Annotated in this window: 21 protein-coding genes and 1 pseudogene; 4 read left to right on the top strand and 18 right to left on the bottom strand. The window is 68.0% G+C overall.

Going from position 1 to position 22,678, the window contains the following annotated elements:
* Positions 1-495 precede the first annotated feature (495 nt).
* Positions 496-1,614: a lipase family protein gene (locus AB0I19_RS18410; RefSeq protein ID WP_357150419.1), complete on the top strand. Its 1,119-nt coding sequence runs from the start codon at positions 496-498 to the stop codon at positions 1,612-1,614.
* Here AB0I19_RS18410 and puuE read toward each other — a convergent pair.
* From puuE to uraD, 9 genes are all read right to left on the bottom strand, one after another.
* On the bottom strand, positions 1,570-2,514 hold the full coding sequence (puuE, locus tag AB0I19_RS18415; protein ID WP_357150247.1) for an allantoinase PuuE: 945 nt from the start codon (positions 2,512-2,514) through the stop codon (positions 1,570-1,572). The genes AB0I19_RS18410 and puuE overlap by 45 nt on opposite strands.
* Positions 2,511-3,473 carry an allantoicase gene (gene alc, locus AB0I19_RS18420; RefSeq protein ID WP_357150248.1) on the bottom strand — a complete coding sequence of 321 codons (963 nt, stop codon included), beginning with the start codon at positions 3,471-3,473 and terminating at the stop codon, positions 2,511-2,513. The genes puuE and alc overlap by 4 nt, the downstream gene beginning before the upstream one ends.
* Complete coding sequence (locus AB0I19_RS18425) at positions 3,470-4,720, bottom strand: aldolase/citrate lyase family protein (protein ID WP_357150249.1); 1,251 nt, start codon at positions 4,718-4,720, stop codon at positions 3,470-3,472. Before AB0I19_RS18425 ends, alc begins: the two co-directional genes overlap by 4 nt.
* On the bottom strand, positions 4,717-7,704 hold the full coding sequence (locus AB0I19_RS18430) for a molybdopterin cofactor-binding domain-containing protein (RefSeq protein ID WP_357150250.1): 2,988 nt from the start codon (positions 7,702-7,704) through the stop codon (positions 4,717-4,719). Before AB0I19_RS18430 ends, AB0I19_RS18425 begins: the two co-directional genes overlap by 4 nt.
* A 61-nt stretch (positions 7,705-7,765) precedes the next feature.
* Positions 7,766-8,617 carry an FAD binding domain-containing protein gene (locus AB0I19_RS18435; RefSeq protein ID WP_357150251.1) on the bottom strand — a complete coding sequence of 284 codons (852 nt, stop codon included), beginning with the start codon at positions 8,615-8,617 and terminating at the stop codon, positions 7,766-7,768.
* A 219-nt stretch (positions 8,618-8,836) separates the two neighbouring features.
* Entirely contained in the window at positions 8,837-10,198 is a 1,362-nt protein-coding gene (locus tag AB0I19_RS18440) for an 8-oxoguanine deaminase (RefSeq protein WP_357150252.1), read from the bottom strand.
* Positions 10,199-10,283: 85 nt separating this feature from the next.
* Entirely contained in the window at positions 10,284-11,156 is an 873-nt protein-coding gene (gene pucL, locus AB0I19_RS18445; protein ID WP_357150420.1) for a factor-independent urate hydroxylase, read from the bottom strand.
* Positions 11,157-11,180: 24 nt separating this feature from the next.
* Positions 11,181-11,498, bottom strand: coding sequence for a hydroxyisourate hydrolase (uraH, locus tag AB0I19_RS18450; protein WP_067484762.1), 318 nt, complete (start codon positions 11,496-11,498; stop codon positions 11,181-11,183).
* The gene (gene uraD / locus AB0I19_RS18455; protein ID WP_357150253.1) at positions 11,495-11,983 is read right to left on the bottom strand and encodes a 2-oxo-4-hydroxy-4-carboxy-5-ureidoimidazoline decarboxylase; all 489 of its coding nucleotides are present in this window, start codon (positions 11,981-11,983) and stop codon (positions 11,495-11,497) included. The genes uraH and uraD overlap by 4 nt, the downstream gene beginning before the upstream one ends.
* A gap of 125 nt (positions 11,984-12,108) precedes the next feature.
* On the opposite strand from uraD, the gene AB0I19_RS18460 reads away from it, so the two are divergent.
* Positions 12,109-12,705, top strand: coding sequence for an NTP transferase domain-containing protein (locus tag AB0I19_RS18460; protein WP_357150254.1), 597 nt, complete (start codon positions 12,109-12,111; stop codon positions 12,703-12,705).
* Positions 12,706-12,720: 15 nt separating this feature from the next.
* Positions 12,721-13,740 (top strand): XdhC/CoxI family protein, encoded by a 1,020-nt coding sequence (locus AB0I19_RS18465; RefSeq protein ID WP_067641961.1) that lies wholly within the window; start codon positions 12,721-12,723, stop codon positions 13,738-13,740.
* A 15-nt stretch (positions 13,741-13,755) separates the two neighbouring features.
* Here the strand turns inward: AB0I19_RS18465 and AB0I19_RS18470 are convergent, their stop codons facing one another.
* The 4 genes from AB0I19_RS18470 to AB0I19_RS18485 are packed head-to-tail and all read right to left on the bottom strand — an operon-like array spanning position 13,756 to position 17,226.
* Positions 13,756-14,814 (bottom strand): ABC transporter substrate-binding protein, encoded by a 1,059-nt coding sequence (locus AB0I19_RS18470; protein WP_357150255.1) that lies wholly within the window; start codon positions 14,812-14,814, stop codon positions 13,756-13,758.
* Positions 14,815-14,867: 53 nt separating this feature from the next.
* Complete coding sequence (locus AB0I19_RS18475; protein WP_357150256.1) at positions 14,868-15,662, bottom strand: ABC transporter permease subunit; 795 nt, start codon at positions 15,660-15,662, stop codon at positions 14,868-14,870.
* Positions 15,659-16,465, bottom strand: coding sequence for an ABC transporter permease subunit (locus tag AB0I19_RS18480; RefSeq protein ID WP_357150257.1), 807 nt, complete (start codon positions 16,463-16,465; stop codon positions 15,659-15,661). Before AB0I19_RS18480 ends, AB0I19_RS18475 begins: the two co-directional genes overlap by 4 nt.
* Positions 16,462-17,226 carry an ABC transporter ATP-binding protein gene (locus AB0I19_RS18485; RefSeq protein ID WP_357150258.1) on the bottom strand — a complete coding sequence of 255 codons (765 nt, stop codon included), beginning with the start codon at positions 17,224-17,226 and terminating at the stop codon, positions 16,462-16,464. Before AB0I19_RS18485 ends, AB0I19_RS18480 begins: the two co-directional genes overlap by 4 nt.
* A gap of 227 nt (positions 17,227-17,453) precedes the next feature.
* Here AB0I19_RS18485 and AB0I19_RS18490 point away from each other — a divergent pair, with 227 nt between their 5' ends.
* The gene (locus AB0I19_RS18490; protein ID WP_067979286.1) at positions 17,454-18,467 is read left to right on the top strand and encodes an alpha/beta hydrolase family protein; all 1,014 of its coding nucleotides are present in this window, start codon (positions 17,454-17,456) and stop codon (positions 18,465-18,467) included.
* Positions 18,468-18,523: 56 nt separating this feature from the next.
* On the opposite strand, the gene AB0I19_RS18495 is transcribed toward AB0I19_RS18490, so the two are convergent.
* The 5 genes and pseudogenes from AB0I19_RS18495 to AB0I19_RS18515 form a co-directional block, all read right to left on the bottom strand.
* Positions 18,524-19,183 carry a TetR/AcrR family transcriptional regulator gene (locus AB0I19_RS18495; protein ID WP_067484741.1) on the bottom strand — a complete coding sequence of 220 codons (660 nt, stop codon included), beginning with the start codon at positions 19,181-19,183 and terminating at the stop codon, positions 18,524-18,526.
* Between the two features lie 74 nt (positions 19,184-19,257).
* Complete coding sequence (locus tag AB0I19_RS18500; RefSeq protein WP_067979280.1) at positions 19,258-19,596, bottom strand: DUF3349 domain-containing protein; 339 nt, start codon at positions 19,594-19,596, stop codon at positions 19,258-19,260.
* 10 nt (positions 19,597-19,606) lie between these two features.
* Positions 19,607-19,888 (bottom strand): hypothetical protein, encoded by a 282-nt coding sequence (locus tag AB0I19_RS18505; protein ID WP_357150259.1) that lies wholly within the window; start codon positions 19,886-19,888, stop codon positions 19,607-19,609.
* Positions 19,889-19,900: 12 nt separating this feature from the next.
* Positions 19,901-21,064, bottom strand: coding sequence for an inorganic phosphate transporter (locus AB0I19_RS18510; protein WP_357150260.1), 1,164 nt, complete (start codon positions 21,062-21,064; stop codon positions 19,901-19,903).
* Between the two features lie 62 nt (positions 21,065-21,126).
* Positions 21,127-22,631, bottom strand: a pseudogene (locus AB0I19_RS18515) (ATP-dependent DNA ligase).
* Positions 22,632-22,678: the final 47 nt, after the last annotated feature.

The following is a 22,678-nucleotide window of genomic DNA, read 5'->3' on the forward strand; positions in this document are numbered from 1 at the left end:
CTCGGTGTGGTCGGTGCTCCGCGCTGTCCGGCCGTTCAAACAACCGGCGGCTGAACGCTTTCGGTTGCACGGGTCGTACTGCTGAAGCAATTTGCAGGCTTGCTAGGACTAGCTAGGGCCTGAGGGGTGTACTTCCAAACAATGGCACACCCGGAAATAGCCGTCTACCTGTTGGTTGTGTGAATCTCAGCTAGGTTTACCGCCGCTGTTGCTAACTTTGCGAAATTTGCCCTGTGATTGCAAGCACTGCGGCTACCGATGGGTAGTGCTGACCAGGAGTTTTAGCATAACGCCCGTACTGTTAGCGATCTTCGGCCGGGTGGGTGCCGATGCCCTCGAGCCTTCCAGGCTGTGAGTCGTTTCACACACCACGCCGGGCGTCGATCATGTGCGTGTCGTCACTCCGCAACCCCCGCCCGGCGTGTCACCCCTGGGGCGCACGGGGCAGAATCGGGCTGTCCGACGAAGGGAAGAGGGACCGTGCGCAAGTCGAGGATGCTGACGATCGCGGCGATGGCCGCGCTGACCGTGCTGCCGGTCGTTCCGGCGCACGCCGAACCCACCGGCGGGCAGGTCGTCTCGGTGGAGGCCCTGTCGGCCGCGGCGACGCTGCCGGGTTCGGCCCGCGCCGAGCGGTTGATCTACCGCTCGACCACCGCGGGCGACCAGCCGACCACCACCGGTGCCGCCGTGTACTTCCCGCCGGGAGAGGCGCCCGCGGGCGGTTGGCCGGTGATCGCCTGGGCGCACGGCACCGTCGGCCTCGGCGACGACTGCGCCTACAGCGTGGCCGGTCCGGCCGCCGTCGAACGCGACTGGGCCTACCTCGGCACCTGGCTGAAGCAGGGCTACGCCGTCGTCGCGGCCGATTACGCCGGTCTCGGCGGTCCGGGTGAGCACCCGTATCTGAACGGCATCGTGGAGGCGCGCAATGTGGTCGACGCCGTGCGCGCCGCGACCGCGCAATACCCGTCGCTGTCGAACAAGTGGGCCGTGGTCGGCCAGTCGCAGGGCGGCGGCGCCGCGGTGTTCACCGCCCGCTACGCCACCGAGTTCGGCGGCCCCGAACTCGACTATCGCGGTGCCGTCGGCACGGGCGTGCCCGCCTACATCGAGGACGTCATCGGCCTCGTCGGCCCGGGCGTGCCCCCGATCGCCCTGAGCTCGCACCTGACCGCCTACGTCCTGTACATCCTCAGCGGCCTGCGCACCACCTATCCCGACCTCGACATCGACGGTCTGCTCACCGACACCGGCCGCACCTGGCTCGAGCGCGCCCAGACCGCCTGCATCGGCCCCCTCGGCGACGAACTCGCCGCCGCCAAGCCGTCGGTGGGCAGCATGTTCGCCCGCCCGCTGTCGTCCATCCCGAACCTGCGCGGCCTGCTCGGCGAGTACATGGGCCTGCCCGAGTCCGGCTACGACCGCCCGCTGCTGCTGGCTCAGGGCCTGCGCGACACCGACGTGGTCACCCCCGCGACCCTTCGCTACTTCGCGGTGCTCGAGGCCAACCGCCAGCCGGTGACCACCCGCACCTACCCCACCGACCACGACGGCACGGTCAACGCCTCACTGGTCGACTCGCTCCCGTTCGTCCGGGACCTGTTCGCCTGATCCGGCCGGATGCGTCGTTCGCCAGTGCTCGGCGATGTCGATGCGGCGCGTGATCCACACGTCCTCGTGGCATTGCACGTGGTCGAGGAAGCGTTCCAGGGCCGCGGTGCGGGCGGGGCGGCCCGCGATGCGGCAGTGCAGGCCGATCGAGAGCATCTTCGGGCTGCCCTCGGTTCCTTCGCGGTACAGCACGTCGAAGGCGTCGCGCAGGTGGGCGTAGAACTCCTCGCCGGTGGCGAAGCCCGCCGGCGAGCAGTAGCGCATGTCGTTGGTGTCGAGGGTGTACGGCACCACGAGGTGTTGCTGCCCGTGCACCGTGGTCCAGTAGGGCAGGTCGTCGGCGTAGGAGTCGGCGTCGTAGACGAAACCGCCGTGTTCGACGACCAATTCGCGGGTGTTGGGTGAGTCGCGGCCGGTGTACCAGCCGCGTGGCGGCTCGCCGGTGAGGTCGGTGAGGATGCGCACGGCCTCGGCCATGTCGGCGCGTTCGGTGTCGCGATCGACGAGCTGATACGACTGCCAGCGCAGCCCGTGGCAGGCGATTTCGTGGCCGAGTTCGAGGAAGGCCGCGACCGCTTCGGGATTGCGTTGCATCGCGCGGGCGACCGCGAAAACGGTGAGCGGGATACCGCGCCGTTCGAAGGCGCGCAGTATCCGCCACAGGCCGGCGCGTGAACCGTATTCGTAGAGCGATTCCATGCTCATGTGCCGGTTCGGGAAGGCTTCGGCCGGTGTCATCTCGGACAGGAAGGTTTCCGAATGCGGTGATCCGTCGAGGACGTTGTTCTCCCCGCCCTCTTCGTAATTCAGCACGAATTGCACCGCGATCCGCGCGCCGCCGGGCCATCGCGGGTCCGGCGGAGTGGGGCCGTAGCCGATGAAGTCGCGTGGCCCGGTCATGCGGAGAGCTCGCCGTAGAGCCGCAGACGCGCCAGGCCGCCGTCGGGGTAGATGTCGAGGCGAACCTCTTCGACCGACGCACCGGCGGGTGTGAGGGCGAACCGGTGGCGGGTGTCGGGGAGCAGGTCGGTGCGCGGCATGATCTCGACTTCGGTTCCGTCGCTGGTGAAGCCGGTGAGGGAGGCGGCACCGGGGCTGTTGCCGAGGAAGCAGGAGGTGTCGATCTCGGCGAGCCGGACGGCGCCGGGGCCCGCGAGTTTGATGCGCACCCAGTCGTTTCCGTCGTCGCGGCGGCGCGCGGTTTCCCAGCCGTCGCCCATGACGCGCGCCTGGCCGGGGTAGAGCAGTTGGTTGGGTGAGCTGTAGAAGCGGTTGGAGCAGTCCAGGACCAGGGCACCGTTCTCGAGGGCGGCCAGGTCGAGCGGGCCGAGACCGAGCAGCGCCGGGTCGGGTCGGCCCTCGCCGTGGACGCGCAGCCGGGCGACGCCGCCGTCGGGGTGCATGGTGAGTTTGACGTGGGTCCACCGGTTTTCGTCGTCGACGGTGAACGGGGTCCGGCAGTCGCCCGCGACCTTCACACGGTCGAGCAGCGGCACCCAGTCGGTGCGTTCGGCGATCTGCTCGGCGGTGGGGTAACCGTCGATCGCCAGCGCCGAGACCGACACCTCCGGTGGATAGTTGCCCTTGAACCAGGCGGTGTCCACCACGATGCCGCGGATCACGCCCGGCACGCCGAGGCGGACGATGGCCGCGTCGTCACCGGGCTTGCCGCGGTGGCGGCGGGTTTCCCAACCGTCGTAGATCTGCCCTTTGTGTCCGAATGTCGCGGGCCGGTATTCGGCCGGGCCGGGGTTGACGAGGTTTTCCTTCTCGGCGAAGAACTCGTCGTTCGCCCAGATCACCGACCCGCCGAGCGGCCGGACCGCCAGGTCGGGCAGGTGGGTGAAGTCGTCGGTCATCGGGTCTCCCGTGCTTCGGTATTTTCTCGGCTCGACCACCGGCGGGTCATCAGGTCGACGAGTGTCTGTTCGGTGAGTTCCGGTGCACGGGCGAGCAATTCGTCATCGCTGACCGCACCGCAGCGCAGGGCGCGCACCACCGTGGTCGACAGGGCTTCGGCGGTGGCCGGCTCGTCGACCACCCCTTCCTGGCCGCGACCGAGGTAGGCCTGTAGGCGGGGGACCGCCACATCGGTGGCGGTACGGAAGAAGTTGTGCGTAGCCAGCCAGCGGGTGACCAGGTGGCCGGGATGCATGTCCCAGCCCTGGTAGTAGCCGCGGCGCAGAGCACGTTCCACCAGTCGGTAGTGGTTGGTGAAAGCGAATTCGGGGTCGCTGCCCGGCACGATCTGGGTGGAGCCGTCGCAGATCCACACACCGGTCTGGGCGGCGGCGACCTGCATCACCGTTTTGGCGTGGTCCGCGGCCGGATGGTCGAGCGCCTGGTCGGTGGCGGCGATTCCACAGGCGGCGGTGTAGTCGTAGGTGCCGAAATGCAGTGCACTGCAGCGGTTGTCGGACAGGGCGAGCATGCGGGCGATGGGGGCTGTGCCGTCGGGCGCGATGATCGCCTGCGGGCTTTCGATCTGCAGTTCGAAGCGCAGGGTGTGGTCGGGAAGTCCGTGGGCGCGTTCGATGCCGGAGCAGATGTCGACAATGGCCGAGACCTGTTCGGCCGCTCTGATTTTCGGAACGGTGAAGAGGAAACCGGGCAATACGTCGGCGACGCCGTCGAGCACCAATTCCAGTGTTCGTAGCGCTCGCCTACGTTCGTCTTTCGCCAGCCCCTTGATACGGATACCGAACGAATCTGGTGCGCCCGCCTTTTCGGCCATCAAGGCCAAGGTCTTTCCCGCTGCTGTCGCTGCGGCGTCTTCCACATCGTCGGCGCGGAAACCGTATCCGTCCTCGAAATCTATCCGCAGGTCCTGCACCGGTCGCGCGGACAGGCCGACCCGGACGGCGGGAAGGGAGTCGGTGGTGTCGAGACCGGCGAGGAAGTCGGCATGGCGATCCAGCAGTTCCAGCGCGGTGGCACCCCACTCCGCCGGGGTGTCGGCGGTGGCACGGTCGGCGGGGACATACACCGTGTGCACCGGTTGAATCCGCGTCCCCTGGCCGGGATATCGCAGCCGCAGCTCCGCGTCGACGGAATCGAGGACTGCGTCGACGCGTGCCCGGATGTGTTCGGGCAGTCGGGTATTCACTCGGCCGTTCCTTTCCTCGCGAGCCGCCAGATCCGGTCGGCGGTCATCGGCAATCGGTCGGGTCTGACATCGATGGCGTCGCGGATCGCGTTCGCCAGGGCCGGGGCCACCGGGTTGTAGGGCGACTCACTCATCGATTTGGCACCGAGCGGGCCGAGTTCGTCACTGGTTTCGGCGAAATACACCTCCGTGCGTGGCAGGTCCGCGAATTGCGGTACGTGGTAGTGCCGCAGGGTGCGGGTGGTCACCACGCCCGCGTCGGTGCGCATGTCCTCGTAGAGCGCGGTCCCGATGGCCTGCGCGACACCACCTTCCACCTGGCCGCGCAACTGCACCGGATTGAGCACGGTGCCCGCATCGGCCACCTGGATCGACTGGAGAATCCGCACCTCACCCGTCGCAGGACGCACGGCTACCCGGAACGCGTGCACGTTGAAACTCACCGAACGCGGTGTGCCCGAATGGGTTCCGTGGGCGATGAGGTCACCGTCGGCGAGGAGTTGGGCGGCGGTGACGAGTTCGTCCCCACAGCGCACACCACCCGCCTCCAGCACGCAATCCCGCTCGGGATGGCCGCTCACCTTGGCCGCTCGCGCCAGCAGCATCGCATGCAGTTCCAGTGCGGCGGCATAGGACGCCTTGCCCGCGACCATGGTGCCGGTCGAACCGAAAGCGCCGGTGTCGTGCCCGACGAGGTCGGTGTCGGATTGGCGGATCACGATCCGGTCGGCGGATGTCGCCAGGGCGGTCGCGGCGAGCTGGGCGTGGACGGTAGTTGTACCGTTGCCGAATTCCGCTGTGCCGACGTTTATCTCGTAGCGCCCGTCGACGAGCAGGCGCGCCGTCGCGTCGGCGTGATGGCCGCGTGGTGGCACGGTCGCGATCATCGCCACGGCCATTCCTTCTCCCACCCGCCAGTCCGGGCCGGGCGCTTTGGCGCCGTTGCCGCGATGCAGCGCTCGCTGGGCGGTGTCGAGGCACTGATCCAGGCCGTAACTGCCGAACGTCAGGTCGCTTTCGTCGACTTCGGCGCCGGTGAACCGGTCGCCCGGAACGACCACATTGCGCCTGCGGAAGTCGAACGGGTCCATGCCGGTTCGGCGGGCCAGTTCGTCGATGGCGGATTCCACGCCGAAGATCACCTGACCGAGCCCGTAACCACGGAAGGCGCCGGAGGGAATGTTGTTGGTGTACACCGCTTGCGCGTCGACCTTTTTGTTCGGGCACCGGTAGACGGCCACCGATTCACCGACGGAATGGAACAGCACACCCGCACTGTGATTGCCGTAAGCACCCGCGTCGGCGAGTACGTCGACCGACAATGCGGTGAGCAGCCCGTTCCGGGCGGCGGCGGCAGTGACCTCCACCCGCATGGGGTGACGGGAAGTGGCAGAGGTGAATTCGTCGGTCCGCGTGAATTCGTATTGCACCGGATGCCCGGTGCGCAGGACCGCGAGCGCGATGAGGTCTTCGACAAGCATTTCCTGTTTGGCACCGAAGCCGCCGCCCACCCGGGCCGCGAATACCCGCACCCGGTCGCGGTCGAGGCCGAACAGGTGGCACAGTTCGTCCCGAACCAGGAACGGGACCTGGGTACTCGTGCGCAGGACGAGCCTGCCGTTGTCGTCGAGCCAGCCGATTCCGCCGTGCGTTTCCAGGTGCACGTGCTGCACGCGCGGCGAATGCCAGACACCACGGACAACATGCGCCGCTTCTTCGATACCGCGAGCGAAATCGCCGACACCACCGTGTATTTCAGCGATCACGTTGCGTTGCGGGTCGGCGATACGCGCGGACTCCGGCTTGTCACCGTGCAACTTCGGCGCGTCGTCTCCGAGCGCGTCCGCCGGCTCGAACACAGCGGGCAGAACGTCGTACTCCACCCGCAACGCCCGCACCCCCGCCCGCGCCGCGTCGAGGGTCTCCCCCACCACCGCCGCGACGCGCTGCCCGACGAAACGCACCGTGCGATCGAGGACGAAGGTGTCGTCGGGATCGTCCTCCCGGAATTCGTGCCGTGCCGTGGAAAACGCCACCCCTGGCGCGTCTGCCGCCGTCAGTACTGCCCGCACGCCGGGCACGGCCGCCGCCTCCGCGATGTCTATCGACACCACCCGCGCATGCGCGTGCGGACTGCTCAGCACGGCGATATGCCAAGGCGCCACCCCCGGCCCGCGCTCTTCCCCCACCCCGACATCGAATGTGAAAGCCTCGCCGCCCCGCACAACCCGCTCCCCGGCGGGCGCTCCGACACCCTTTCCGACCTGTCCGGGCCCGAACTCCTCGCCCGGTATCCGCGCCGCGACCGCCCGCACCTCGCGGCCCGCCACCGCCGGGCCCTCCCCCACGGACACCGTCGTCACGCCTTCGGCGCTCCCCCGATGCCCATCGTCCGGACGCACGGAGGCGGCATCGCCAGGCACTTCAACTCGTGCCTCCATACCGGGAGGCTGTTCGGGGGCGGCATCGCCAGGCACTCCATCTCGTGCTTCCACACCGGGAGGCTGTCCAAGGGCGGCATCACGAATTGTGCACAGTGGTGCACACGCGGTGAGGGCGTCGGTAATGGCTCGGTAACCCGTGCAGCGGCACAGGTTTCCTTTCATCAACTCCGCGCGCTCATCCTCGGTGATTTCCGAATCGGTGCGGTCGCGGAGTAATCCGGTGGCGGTGACGACCATTCCGGCTGTGCAGAAGCCGCATTGGAACGCGGCGTTGTCGACGAAGCTGCGCTGCACGGTATTCGGTCCACCTGCACCGGAGAGACCGGCGGCGGTGGTGACGGTGCTGTCGGCGGCGCGGTGGGCGGGGATCAGGCAGGAGTGGACCGGGGCGCCGTCGAGCAGGACCGAGCAGGCGCCGCAGTCGCCGGAATCGCAACCCTTCTTCACCGCGAGAGTGCCCTGCTCCCGCAGCAGGGTCCGCAGGCACTGGCCCGGCCTGGGTGCCGTTTCGACGACGCGGCCGTCGACTTCTAGCCGCACGGTCCACCTCCCTCGTACCGAAACGCCGGTTCGGGGACGCCATGGACGCTTGTCGCCGGGTTCACGACCGACCCTCCGCCAAGTCGGCGACGACCTCGTCCGCCAGCAAACGGGTGACGTGTCTGCGCCAGTCCGGTGCGCCGTGTGGATCGTCGAACCAGATGTTCGGTGGGATCTCGGCGAGCGCGGAGGTCAGCTCGTTCGCGCTCGGCGGTCGATCGAAATCCAGGACGACAGGTCGGGTCGTCGCCGCCGTGATCGTCAGAGCGCAGGTATCCCCTGTACGCCTGCCCATCACAACGGAACCGGAACGCCCGAGCGGAGCCAACGCGATCTTCCGAAAGCTGGTGCGCGCGTGAAGGTTACGCAGCGGAACGACAAAGGAGCGGATCACCGATCCCGGCGGCAACACACTCATTCCAGGACCGGTTACGAAGTGTCGCAGCGCGATTCGCCGTTCACCACCCTCATGCGGCCACACCACCGCGTCGGCATCGAGGGCGACCAGCGCACCGAGTACGGCACCGGCGGGCAGGGAAAGGCATACGTTTCCGCCGACCGTGGCCGTGCGCCAGATCTTGTGCGAGGCGAGCAGAGCCCGGCACGCCTGCGCGAACAATTCCGTCCCCGGCCAATCCGGCCGCAGGGTCTTCGACCCGAGTTCACGACCGGGACGCGCACCGGCGAACTCGGCGAGCGTGCAGGTCGCGGCGATTTCGAGACCCTCGGCGGTCTCGACGAGCGACGGCCAGCCCAACGTGGTGATGTCGATCAGCCGGTCGAGGTGATCGTGGGGTTCGGAGTAGAGGAAGGTCCCGCCGGCCAGCACCGCGCTCCCCGCACCGACCTGCGCCAAATCGGCGCGCCGGCGAGCGAGCACCACCTCCCGCACGGTATCCAGATCCACATCCACCTCGCTTACCTCACCAGCCACACTAGGGGCGGCGAGTTGCCACGATGTTGCGCGACACCCACTCGAGATTGCGCCGCGGTAAACCCGATATCCACCCTCCAGTGTGCCCCTCCACCCGCGTTCCGCGCCTGGTCACCCGATCACCACGCCGTGGTGGCGGCATCGGCCGAGTAGGTCCCGCCACCACAGCGTGGTGATCTTGATCGGGTGTCCCGGGGATCAGGCTCCGGCGAGGAGGGTGGCCTGGGCCTGGGCGACATCGGCGCCGACGGCCGCTTCGTCGACCGTGGTGACCACACCATCGCGGACCACCTCGCGGCCGTTCACGAGCAGGGCCGCCAAAGGCGGCGCGGAGCCGAGGATCAGGGCGACGACCGGGTCTTCGATGCCCGCGTGGGCGGGGGTGTCGAGGCGCCACAGGGCGAGGTCGGCGAGCTTTCCGGGTTCGATCGAGCCGATGTCGTCGGCCCGGCCGAGGACACGGGCGCCGCCCATGGTGGCGAGTTCGAGTGCCCCACGCACCGTCATGGCCTGGGGGCCGCCGACCGCTCGGGCGTAGAGGAGGGCGTTGCGTGGCTCCTCGATCAGCGAGCTCGACTCGTTGCTGGCCGCGCCGTCGACGCCGAGCCCGACCGGAATGCCCGCCGCGACCAGGTCGGCGGTGCGGGCGATGCCCGCGCCGAGGCGGCCGTTGGAGGTCGGGCAGTGGGCGATGCCGGTGCCGGTGCGGGCCATCGCCGAGATCGCGTGGTCGTCGAGGTGCACGCCGTGGGCGTACCAGACGTCGTCGCCGAGCCAGCCGAGCCGTTCCATGTACTCGGTGGGCGTGCAGTCGAAGTTCTCGCGGCAGAAGTCCAGCTCGTCGACGGTTTCGGCGAGGTGGGTGTGCAACCGCACCCCGGCCGATCGCGCCAGGGCGGCCGATTCGCGCATCAGGTCGGCGGTCACCGAGAACGGGGAACAGGGAGCGAGGCCGATGCGCACCATGGCGTCGGGTGAGGAGTCGTGCCACTGCTCTATCGCGGTGGTGCTCGCGGCGAGGATGTCGTCGATGGACTCGACCACGTCGTCGGGCGGGAGCCCGCCCTTGCTCTGCCCGAGGTCCATCGACCCGCGCGTGGGATGGAAGCGCAACCCCACCTCGGCGGCGGCCGCGATCTCGGCGGCGAGCAGGTCACCACCACCGTGCGGGAACAGGTAGTGGTGGTCGGCGGAGGTGGTGCACCCGGTACGGGCCAGCGACACCAGCGCGCCGGTCGCGGCCACCCGCACCGACTTCTCGTCGATCCGCGCCCACACCGGGTACAGGGTCTTCAGCCATTCGAACAGGGTGCTGTCGGCGGCGAGCCCACGGGTGATCCACTGGTAGAGATGGTGATGGGTGTTCACCAACCCCGGCGTGAGCAGGCAACCCCGCCCGTCGATCCGCGCGGTCTCCGCCCCGAACGCCGGCGCCCTGCCTTCCCCGAGCGCTTCGATCCTGTTGCCACGCACCGAGACCCACCCGCGCCGATACTCGGTCCCGGACGCATCGACAGTGACAACCGCACACCCGTCGACAACCAGATCCGGCGCGCTCACCGCGACCACCTCGTCCCGCTACCCGGGGCGTGGTCGGCCGTCCCGGGACCCGCCGCGCCGCCGACGGCGACCACACCCGGCCCGCTCATGCCGACCACGCCGTTCCGGCATCGGGTGCGTCCGCACGCTGCAAGGTCGCGTGAATCGAACCGTAGGGGCGGTCGGCTGCCCAGAACACTTCGCCCTTGTTCTCGATATCGAAGCGGTCGAGGTCGTAGTCGAAGTGGTGTTTGTTCGGGGCCGAGAGTCGGATCTCGGCCAGCATCGGGAAACGTTCCAGCACAGCGGTTCCCATCGCGTAGAGGGTCTGCTGCAGTGCGCGGGAATAGGTGGTGGCGAACAGTTCCAGCAGGGTGGCGCGGATGCCGGCGAACACCTCGTCCCAGTCGACGCCGTCGATTTCGGCGAATCGCCAGTGCACGTCGAGGGAGGTGGCCAGGACGCGATCGTTCGTGGGCGCCAGAGTGGTGTATTCGTCGACGAGGAAGTCGGCGAATTCCGACCCGGTCGACTTGAGCAGCACGAGATCCTTGATCCCGCCGATCAGCCAGGTCCCGGCATCGGCGGCCGTCACCGCCACGATGCGCACCTCGGGTCCCTGTCGCACCCAGGTGTGATCGTGTTCGGCACCATTGATCGAAACCCGTTGCCAGCCATATGATTCGACATCCACCCGAGCGCTGCTCACCGGCTCGACGGTCTCGTGGAAATGCCTCGCCAACGCGATCGCGTAATCCTCGACGGTGTCGAGACCGACCTTCTTCGCGAAGGCGAACGCCGTGTTCTTCTGCGTATCGGTCGGCAGCACCTGCCGCTGATCGCCCTCGGTATAGGCCGCCTCGAAGTCACCCCGCAGCGTGGTCGTGACATTCACATCGCGGATCTCGTGGCGCGCGTTCTCCTTGTAGAACCGCACCACCCGGTTCTCGGCCTTGCCGTATCGGTTGTCGGTCAACATGATCGGGCCGGTCAGTGCCACGGCTCAACTCCCTCGGTAGGTCGAATAGGCGAACGGCGAAAGCAGCAGCGGCACATGCAGATGCGCTTGCTCGCCGACGGTGAAAGCGATACAGACCTCCGGGTAGAACGTCTCGACGCCCTGGGCCGCGAAGTAACTGCCGGTATCGAAGTACAACTGGTATTCGCCCGGATTAAGCCCGGCGGCAAGCTCTTTCACTCGCCCGTCGGCATCGGTCAATGCCTCGGTGAGCCGCAACTCACCACGCATCAACCACACGGCGACCCCCTCGGCGGGGACCCCGCGTACGGCATCGAGCACATGCGTGCTCAGCCCGGTCATGACGCCACCAGCTGTGTCAGGCGCAGCCGATTGATCTTCGCCAATTCGCCTCGCATAACCCGCCTTTCGGTCGTCGGATCGTTGTCGAGTCGCGCCCGCAGCACGGCGAGCAGTTCCTCGCCGCTACGGCCTGCCGCGCACACCAGGTAGATGTGCCCGAACTTCTCCTCGTAGGCCCGGTTGCCCTCAGCCAACCGGGCCCGCACGTCGTCGCCGGAGACACCGGACTGTTCGTGCGCCGCCGCGCCGGAGGCGCGCTCACCGATGCGTGGATGCCCGGCGAGCGCGGCGTCGATATCGGCCTCGTCGAGCGCGTCGAGGGCCGCGTCGGCGGCATCGAGCAACGACACCACGTTGACATAGGGCCGGGCGGCGGCAATGGCCCTCGCCCAGCGCGGCGACGAGCAACAGGCAAGCAATGCCTGCTCAGCGGCGTCGACGGGCAACGAGTTGAAGCCCGCGAGTCCGATCGCATCCCTAGTCATCGATCCAGCATCTCCCCAATACCGGCGGCCCGCCACTCGAGCCGACCACCGACGTACCCGTGTCGTCGCCCGCGCGCTCCCCGGCCGTAATCGACCGGCAACATTGCGCCATTACCTTCACCTGCATGCCCCGGATCGAAGCGCTCACGCACGACTCGTGCGCGGGCATCGTCCTCGCGGCAGGCGCCGGAACCCGCTACGGCAAACCCAAGGCACTCGCCGAAAACGGTGCCTGGCTCACCGCCGCGATCACCGCCTTGCGCGACGGCGGCTGCGACCCGGTGATCGTGCTGCTCGGCGCCACCGGCCCCGACCCGGCGGCGCTGAACCTGCCACCCGGCACTCGGTGGCACTGGGTCGCCGACTGGGCCACCGGGCTGTCGGCGACGGTGCGCGCGGGGTTGGCCGAGGCGGCGCGGGCGGGTACCCGATATGTGGCCTTCCGCCCCGTCGACACTCCCGATATCGGTGCCGAAGTGGTGGCCCGAGTGCTCGCCGCGGCCCGCGCGAGCGAGAGCGGATTGGCTCGTAGTGTGTTCCACGACACTCCGGGCCATCCAGTTGTGATAGAGAACAAGCACTGGGAAGCCATTTACACTGCCGCCGTTGGGGATGCGGGGGCAGGTTCCTATTTGGGCACCCGACAGGATATGGTGTGCGTCACGTGCGACGACTTGGCGACAGGGACCGATCGCGATTTCCCGGAAGTCGGCGCACGGTGATCGGAGATTTGAGATATGCGCGATATCGTCGATGACCTTCTGCGAGTGTGGCATTCGGGCGCTACCGGTGGCCTGGCAACGGTAGTCCGCACGATCGGAACCAGCGCCCTGCCGATCGGATCGGCAATGCTCGTCACCCCCAATGGCGGCGTCTTCGGATCCATCGCATCGGGCAGGCTGGAAGAAACCGTGTACGAGGCGGCCATGGAAGCCGCGCGCACCGGCATCCGGCAACTACGCCGCTACAGCATGCTCACCGGGCTGGAATCATCTTCCGACGACGGCACCCTCGTCGACATCTTCGTCGAACCGTTCTCCTGCCGCGATTTCCCCGAATTCCCCACCGTCGCCGCCGACATTCAGGCCCATCGCCGGGTCACCGTGTTCACCGTGGTGTGGAATCAGGATCCCGACGTCATCGGCCAGCACCTGATCACCGACCGCAAACACGCCACCGAGCTGGTCGCCCTGCCCGAGTCGGACCTGTTCGTCGCATCCTACTGCCCGCCGCCGCGCCTGCTCATCTTCGGCGCCAACGCCTACGCCGCCACCCTGTCCGCCCAGGCGCGGATGATCGGCTACCGGGTGAGCATCTGCGATTCGCGCCCCGAGTTCGCCGACCCGGCGTCGTTCCCCGGCGCCGAGGTGGTCGTCGACTGGCCGCACCGCTACCTGAACACGCTGTCCGCCGCAGGCGAAATCGACAGCAGCACAGGCATTGTCGTGCTCGCCAACGAGCCGCGATTCGAGATTCCCCTGCTCACCGTTGCCCTTCGCCTGCCCGAACTCGGCTACCTCGCGGCCCTCGGCACCCCCGCCGACCAGGCACGTCGCCTCGACGATTTGCGCGCGGGCGGCTTCGACGAGCCCACCCTGTCCCGGCTGCACGTCCCCGCCGGGCTGGAAGCGGGCCCACGCACCCCCGCCGAAACCGCCGTCTTCATCACGGCCGACTTCCTCGCCTCGCGCGCAGGTCTGCGCCTGGCCGCCCACCGAGACTTCGGCAACTCCACCTCGGTGGGCATGGCTATATAGATCGCGGCCGGCGACCTATTTGAGGGAGGGATTCTCCGCGTAGATCTCGCGGAGAACCGACAGGTCGAAGAGCTGGTCTGCCTTGATGTCGATCTTGGCAGTGCGCAGGGCAGCGATGTTCTGTTCGATCAGGGCGTCGGACATGGTGAGCAGGCCGTCGGTGCGGGTGGCGGCCGAGACGACCAAATCGTTCTGGGCGGTGGCCTCCTTGATCTGCTCGTCGAGGGAGAGTTTGAGGTCCTTGCCGTAGACCTCGACCGCCAGGCGGGCCGACTCGGCGGGGTCGGCGACGGCATCCTTCCAGCCCTTGATCTGGGCGGTGAGGAAGGCTTTGAGCTTGTCGCGTTCGTTGTCGATGGTCGACTGGGCGACGGTCAGGGTCTCGGCCACCAGCGGTAGGCCGAAGTCGGCGAAGAGGAAGTGATCGTTGGCGAAACCTTTGGCCGCCAAGGTGATCGGCTCGTTGGTCACGTAGCTCACCCAGCCGTCCACCTCGCCGTTGGCCAGCGGGGTCGGGTCGAACTGGGCGGGCACCACGGTCACCTCGCCGGGGGCGATGCCGTTGGCGGCCAGCAGGGCGCTGAAGATCAGCTGGTTGGTGTCCTGCACACCGATCTTGCGGCCCTTCATCTCGGCCGGGGATTTGATCGGCTTGCCCGCGGCGCTGACGATCGCGAAGGGATTCTTCTGGTACGTCGCGCCGACGATCTTGGCGGGCAAACCCTCCAGCACGGCGGGCGCGGTGGTCTGCGGGGCAGACAGGCCGATCCACACCTTCCCGGTGTCGAGACCGGCCTCCACGGAGGTACTCGCCGCACCACCCGCGATGAGATCTACCGTTCCGAATCCCGCTTCCTTGAAATACCCGCGCGAATCGGCGAAATACTCGCCCGCGAATTCGATGTTCTTGATCCAGGACAGCTGCACCGCGACCTTGCCGTATTTCGAGCCGTCGTCGGTGGAACCGGAAGTCGCCGAACCGTCCCCGCATGCGGCGAGCACGCTCGCACCGCCGATTGCGGCGCCGGTGAGCGCGGAAAAGCGAAGGAAACTACGGCGGTCGATACTGTTCATACGCAGACGCTAGATTCGCCGCGTTTCGTTTTCTTTGCCGCCAGGTTCCGCGACTATTCTTTCCGCCTTACCCCGAATCGGGCGAGCACCAGGTTCTCGATCACCCCGACCAGCGCGTACAGCACCACCGACACCACGGTGACGACCACGATCGACGCCCACAGCCGGTTGTACTGGAACATCGGAATGGCACGCACCAGGGCGGCACCCAAACCCGTTCCGCTGCCGAGCCATTCACCGAGCAGTGCACCGATCAGGGCGCCGGGCACCGACACTCGCGCGGCGGCGAAGATCGACGGCAGCGCGGCGGGCACCGCGACCATCCGCAGTCCGGTCCACCGCGAGCCGCCGTATACCGTCACCAATTCCATTGCCTGCCTCGGTGCTTCACGCAGGCCGGTCATGATCATCACCAGCGCGGGGAAGAACACGACGATGGCCGTCAGCACCGTCACGCCCGTCGCCCCGCGGCCGAACACCAGCACCACGATGGGGCTCAGCGCCACCAACGGCACCGACCGCAGCAGCATCGCCACCGGCATGAAGGTCTGTCGCACAGCCGAATACAGCACGAACAGCGCCGCGACTCCCATCGCACCGACCATGCCGACGGTGAACCCGACCGCGGCGTCGGCCAGGGTGATCGCGAGATCGTCGAGGATCGCCTGCCGGGCCGTCGGCGCACCCGGCGAGGTGAGCAGGTATGCCCAGATGTCCGAGGGCGTCTTGCCGACCCGCGGGCCGATCTGCGGGAACGCCCGAAGGAACAACGTCCAGATCACGAGCAGCAGAAGCAGCGAGGTGACCAGCGGGAACAGGAACCGCCCGAGGCCGCGCAACACCGTCATCGTTTCTCCTCCGCACTCGTCCACGGTGCGACCACCCGGGCCAGCAGCGCGATCAGCACATAGCCGAGCCCGGCAAGAGCCGCCGCGGCCAAGGCCATCCCCCAGGTGCGCGGCACGTTGTAGGCGGTCTGCGCCGCGGTGAGCGCCACCCCGATCCCGCTGTCCACGCCGCCGAGGTACTCACCGATGATCGCGCCGAGCACCGCCGAGGGTGCCGCGATCTTCAACGCGGCGAACGTATTCGGCAGTGCCGCAACGGCTTGCACGCGGTAGAGCTGCTGCCAGCGACCGCCGCCGTAGGCGCGCACCAGGTCCAGGCTCGCCGGGTCGGCCGAGCGCAACCCGCTCACCGCACCGACCATCGTGGTGAAGAAGCAGTACATCGCGGCCAGGAACACCGTCGGCGTGCGCCCGCCGAACACCACGAGGATGATCGGACCGAGCGCGACCAGCGGCGTGCAGTAACTCAGAATGGCGAGCTGGGTGGCCAGCGGTTCGACGCGCGGCACCAGCATGATCGCCACCGCGATCCCGATCGCGAGGGCGTTGCCCCAGAGGAAGCCGCGCAGCGCACCACCCGCGGTGACCTGGAAGTTCGGCCCGTACAACGCCCACCCGTCCGACCACATGGTGGAGAGCACCTGCCACGGCGTCGGCACCGTTCCCCCCGCGACGCCCGCGGCGGCGAGCGCCCACCAGCACACGATCAACGCCGTCACACCGAGCGCCCCGGCGAACCGCGCACCGCCGACCCACAGGGGCCCGCCTAGCGCCGTGCGCACACCGGTAGCCGAGGCCGTCATGCCACACCCGCCCGCCCGAACAGCAGCTCCGAGAGGTAGTCGTGCAGCTTGTGGAATTCGGGCGTGCGCATCATCTCCGGCGTGCGTGGCCGCGGCAGATCGATCTCTACCAGCTCGAGCACCCGCCCCGGTCGCGGGCTCAGCACCGCGACCACATCGGACAGGAACACCGCCTCGCCGATGCCGTGGGTCACCATCAGCGTCGTCGCGGGCTTCTCGGTCCAGATCCGCAGCAGTTCCAGGTTCAGCCGCTGCCGGGTCATGTCGTCCAGCGCGCCGAACGGTTCGTCGAGCAGCAGCACCGACGGTTCGACCACCAGCGCCCGCGCGATCGATACCCGCTGACGCATCCCACCCGACAACTGCGCGGGCTTGGCCTTCTCGAACCCCTCCAGCCCGACCAGCGCGACCAGTTCCGCGATCCATTCCCGGTCCACGGGCAGCCCCGCCACCTGCAAGGGCAATGCGATATTCGACACGACACTGCGCCACGGCAGCAGCGCCGAATCCTGGAACGCGATTCCCAGTTCGTGTGAACCGCGCAACTGCGCCGGGGTCCGGCCGTTGATCCGCGCGGTCCCCGCGCTCGGTTCGTCGAGGCCGGCCAGGATTCGCAGCACTGTCGACTTCCCGCAGCCCGACGGCCCGAGCAACGACAGGAACGCGCCGTCGGCGGTGTGCAGGTCGACCGAATCCAACGCGTGCACGGTGTCGCGTCCCACCCGGAACGACTTGGATAATCCGCTGACCTCTATACCCATGGCGTCACCCTAAGAGCGCCCGGTTTCCCCGATATTTCCGATTCACCGGCGGTTATTGCGCGACCGTTAAGTCCACAGATTGGGACTCGTAACAGTTTCACTCTCGGGGAGGACATAAGATACCGGAGGATCTGACAGCCTCGTCGCCACCGGGCGTATACCTGGTGCGCGGGGACCAACTGCGATGACGGCGCCGACACGGCCCGTGGACTGGAACCGACTGTTCGATGAAACTTTCTGCACTACGAAATGTCGCCGCGCTGCGCACGACGGCCGTGGCCCTGACCGCCGCCATGTCGGTGGCGGCGCTCGCCGGTGGCGCCTCGGCCCAGCCGGAGAAGGCATCCTCGGTGACCTCGGTCGTCAAGGAAGGACGCACCTGGCACCTGAAGGTGTACTCGGCGGCGATGAAGAAAGACATCACCATCGACGTGCAGCGCCCCGTCGACGAGTCGCAGCCCGCGCCCAACTTCTACATGCTCAACGGCCTCGACGCCGGTGAGGGCACCGCGAGCTGGGCCGCGCAGACCAACGCGCTCGGGTTCCTGGCCGACAAGCAGGTCAATGTCATCCAGCCCATCGGTGGTCGCGGCAGCTACTACACCGACTGGAAGCAGGAAGACCCCAAGCTGGGTCTGAACAAGTGGAAGACCTTCTTCACCGAAGAGCTCCCCCCGCTGCTCGACAGCACCCTCAACTCGACCGGCCTGAACGCGCTGGCCGGCCTGTCCACCTCCGGCACCTCGGTGCTGCAGCTGGCCGAGGCCAAGCCGGGCCTGTTCAAGTCGGTGGCCGCCTACAGCGGTTGCGCGCAGATCGCCGACCCGCTGGGCAAGCAGGCCGTCAAGTTCTCGGTGGAGACCTGGGCGGGCGGCAAGACCGCCAACATGTACGGCGCCGACAACGATCCGGCCTGGGTGGAGAACGACCCGGTCATCAACGCCGAGAAGCTGCGCGGCACCAACCTCTACATCTCCAGCGGTAGCGGCATGCCGTCCAACGCCGATGTCGAGTACTACCTCAGCAACGCGCCCGGCCCGATGGGTGCGATCAACCTCGGCCTCGGTGTCGGCATCGAGGCGGCGACCAACGCCTGCAGCCAGAACCTGAAGGCCAAGCTGGACTCGCTGAACATCCCGGCGACCTACCAGTTCACCCCGATGGGCACCCACTACTGGCCCTACTGGGAGCAGGCGCTGCACGATTCGTGGCCGCTGCTCGCCCAGGGTATGGGTATCTGATTCGCGGTAAGCATCGAAACGGGAGGCGTCCTTCGGGCGCCTCCCGTTCTCGTTTCTCAGGCCGTGCGCGCGGGCAGGCCGGAACGGATGAAGTAGGCGATCTGGTCGCAGATCTCGTCGACCGAGATCGCATCGCCCGGCACGGTGGCGTGCACCATTTCCTGGGCGAGCGAGGTGACCGCGCCGATCAGCGCGAGGGTGAACAGGTGAAAACTGCGCGAGGGCGCCTCACCGCGCTCGGCGGCGCGTTGCGCCTCGCGGGTTAGCAGCGCCGAAATCGAACGCCGCTGCGCGCGCCGCCATTCCTCCACCGCCGGGCTCACCCCGACGATCTCCACATAGAAAACCCGTGCGGCCCGCCGGTCCCGGCAGGTCACCGAGAGAAACGCGCGGAAACTCTCCACCACGCGCACCACGAGCGGCTGTTCCCGGGTGCGGTCGAGGGCTTCGTCGAGTCGTTGCAGCGCGGCGGAATTGAGCCGGTCGACCAGCGCGATCAGCAGCGCTTCGCGGCTGCCGATGTCTTCGTAGAAACTGCGCGTCGACACATTCGCAGTGGCACACAATCGTTCGATGGAGGTCGACGAATAACCACGGGTTCCGAACAATTCCAGTGCCGCATCGGTCAAACGGCTCCGGCGTAGGGCAATTCGCTGCTCGCGCGACAATCCACCATAACTTCGACCACTCTCGACTTCTGCCGCACGCCGTACCACCCGTGCATGCTAGCGCGCGAACGGCACGAATCCGGTGGAATCGTCAGCCACCAATTCTATTGGCACACGGCGAATTACTCGGAGTCGTCGATCGGTTCGGCCAGCGGCCAGCCACCGGCCGCCAGATGCGAAGCGACCCGCGACACGTCCTCGGCGGCGGGCTGCTGTTTCGCGAAATCGGCGACCGCGGCCGCGATCTCGGCATGGCTGATGGACTCGCGGTTCGGATTGGCCGCGATCAGCTGTTCGCCGATGGCCACCACCTCGTAATCGGTGAGGTTGCGGTGCAGCACCGCGAACAGCGCGACATAGTCCGATTGCGGAATGCCCTGCGGGTAGCCGGCGCGCAGCCAACCGAGCACCCGCGACATCAGGCCCGGCCGTACCGGTGGGGTGGATGACGAGTCGGTCATTGGTCCTCGCTCAGGATTGTCCGAACAGGTGGATGCCGAACTGGTGGGCGATGAAAGCCTTTGCCGTGAACAGGATTCCGCAGATCACCAGCCCGACGATGAGAACGACGCAGATCAGTGCGCCCGCCAGGGCGAGATGGTTGCGCCGCACCCGCCCGTCGGCGTCGACCGTTTCGCCGTTGGCCCACCAGCGCACCGCGAACGCGAAGACGGCGGGCACGCCCGCGCCGAGAACGAGGGCGGCGATCAGCACATCCCACAGTTCACGCAGATTCAGCCAGAGTGTGTGCATCCCGGTGTCCTCCTATTCCGGCCGCGGGTGGTCGGGTTCGGCCGAGGCCCATTCCTCGTTGACGTTGTGGTGGTCGACCGGGTCGCGGCGCGAGCGCAGGTAGATCGCCAGCGCTCCGAAGACCAGTATCGCGAACACCACGAGCACGCCGGCCAGTCCGCCGATCAGGTGCGCCACCAGCCAGCAGATCGCGCCGACCACGCCTGCCGCGGGCAGGGTGAGCATCCATGCGACAACCATGCGGCCCATCACCCCCCAGCGCACCTCGGCGCCCTTACCGATGCCGGTGCCGAGGATGGCGCCGGTCGCGGTCTGGGTGGTCGACAGCGGCAACCCGAAGTGCGCGGAGGTGAGGATGATCGCTGCCGAGGTGGATTCGGCCGCGAGGCCCTGCGGCGACTCGATCTCGACGAGGCCCTTGCCGAGGGTCCGGATGATGCGCCACCCGCCGAGGTAGGTGCCCAGCGCGATGGCGAAGGCACAGGAGGCCATCACCCACAGCGGCATGTGGTCATCGGCGTCGATCGAGCCGTAGGCCACCAGCGCGAGGAAGATGACGCCCATCGTCTTCTGCGCGTCGTTGGTGCCGTGGGCGAGCGAGACCAGCGACGCCGACCCGATCTGGCCCCACCGGAAGCCCTCGTCGGTCTTGTCCCGGCTCACCCCACGGGTGATGCGGTACACCAGGTAGGTGCCGATCGCGGCGACCAGCGCGGCGACCACCGGCGCGAGCACCGCGGGCAGCACGATCTTCACCAGCACGCCCTCGGTGCCCGACACCCAGATCACGCCGCTCCAGCCGAGCGCGGCGAGCGTGGCGCCGATCAGCCCGCCGAACAGGGCGTGCGAGGAACTCGACGGCAGACCGAGCAACCAGGTGAACAGATTCCACAGGATGCCGCCGACGAGCCCCGCGAACACGATCACCAGCAGATCCTGGCCCTGCACCTCGTCGAGCCGCACGATCCCCTTGGCGACGGTCGCGGCGACGGCCACCGAGAGGAACGCGCCGATCAGGTTCAGCGCACCCGAGATCGCCACGGCCGTCTTCGGCTTCAACGCACCGGTGGCGATGGAGGTCGCCATGGCGTTGGCCGTGTCGTGGAAGCCGTTGGTGAAATCGAAGACGAGAGCTGTGACGATGACGATCAACAGGACCACAAGTTCGGCGCTCACCCGAACAGTGTGTCGTATGGGGTTGCCGGATTGCCGCAGTGTTGCCCCGAAAGTCGTCCGGGTCAGCGTCCGCCCAGCGCACGCACGGTGTCGATGGTGTCGGCCTGCGCGGGTTCCTTGTCCGGGCGGTACCGCAGCACCCGGGCGAAACGCAGTGCGACGCCGCCGGGATATCGGGTACTGGTCTGCACGCCGTCGAGCGCGATCTCGACCACCAGATCGGGGCGCAGGTACACCGTCTGGGCGTCGCGGTGGGTGGCGTGGGCGGGGAATTCCTCGGTCTGCCAGCGCAGCAGTTCGTCGGTGAGGCCCTTGAAGGTCTTGCCGACCATCACCGGTTCGCCGGTGTCCGGGTCGAGCGCGGCCAGGTGCAGGTTCGACAGGAATCCGGTGCGGCGGCCGTAACCCCATTCGGCACCGATGACCAGCAGGTCGAGGGTGTGCGCGGGTTTGACCTTCTGCCAGGCCTTGCCGCGCCTGCCCGCCGCGTACGGCGCTTCGAGCGACTCACCATCACGCCCTCGTTGCCGACGGCGAGCGCGTCGTCGTAGCACTCGGCGGCCGCCTCGGCGTCGGGCGCGACCAGTGCCGGGATGGCGTGTGGTCCGGCCACCCGGGCCAGCGCTCGGCGGCGCACCCGCAGGGGTTCGTCGAGCAGGTCTTCGCCGTCCAGGTGCAGGCAGTCGAAGAAGTACGGGTGCAGCAGCAGTTCGCGCGTGTCGCCGATGGTGGCGAAGCGGCTCATCGTCTCCTGGAACGGGCGCGGGCGACCGGCGTCGGTGAGCGCGAGGGTCTCGCCGTCGAGCACCACGCTCGTGCAGTCCAGGCCACGAACCAGTTCGACCAGTTCCGGCACGCCCGCGGTGATGTCGCGCAGGGTGCGGGTGAACACCCACACCTGCTCCCCCGCCCGGTGCACCTGGATGCGGGCGCCGTCGAGTTTGTGTTCGACGCTCACCTGCGGGCCGAGTTCGGCCAGTGCCTCGTCCAGCGAGCCGCCCGGGGAGGCGAGCATCGGCGCGACCGGCCTGCCCACCTCGAGACGGAACTCCCGCAGCGCGTCCTCGCCGCCGGTGATCGCGGCGACGGCGGTGGCGGGCAGGTTCCCGGACAGCATGTGCGCGCGGCGGATCACGTCGACGCCGATGCCGGTGGATCGGGCCAGCCCCTCCACCACCTGCGCGGTGAGCGCGCCCTGGCGCAGTTCGCCGGTGAGCAGCCGGATCAGGAAAGACTGTTCCTCTTCGGTCGCAGTCGTGAACAGCTCGGTGAGTATTTCGCGGCGGCTGTTGGTGGAACTCACGCTCTTGAGCCGGGTGAAGTAGCCGTCGACCTGTTCGACCGTGAGTCGGTTCTGGTCGCTCGCCGCCGCGCCCAGCCCGGTGACCGTTCGCCACCCCACGCCGATCCGGCCCTGGGTGAGTTCACCCGACAACCAGGCGACCACAGTGCCGATCTCCGCCGGGCCCGCGGCCGAGAGCAACGCGGCGAGGGCGGCGGTCTTCTCCTTGCGCGACCTGGTGGCCCGAACCTGCTCCGAGGTCGCGACGACATCGCTGAACAGCACCGTTCGACCGTAGCGTGCCGGTGTGACACATCGCTCAGCACACGCTG

It is taken from the genome of Nocardia sp. NPDC050413, assembly GCF_040655475.1.
GTDB lineage: Bacteria > Actinomycetota > Actinomycetes > Mycobacteriales > Mycobacteriaceae > Nocardia > Nocardia coubleae.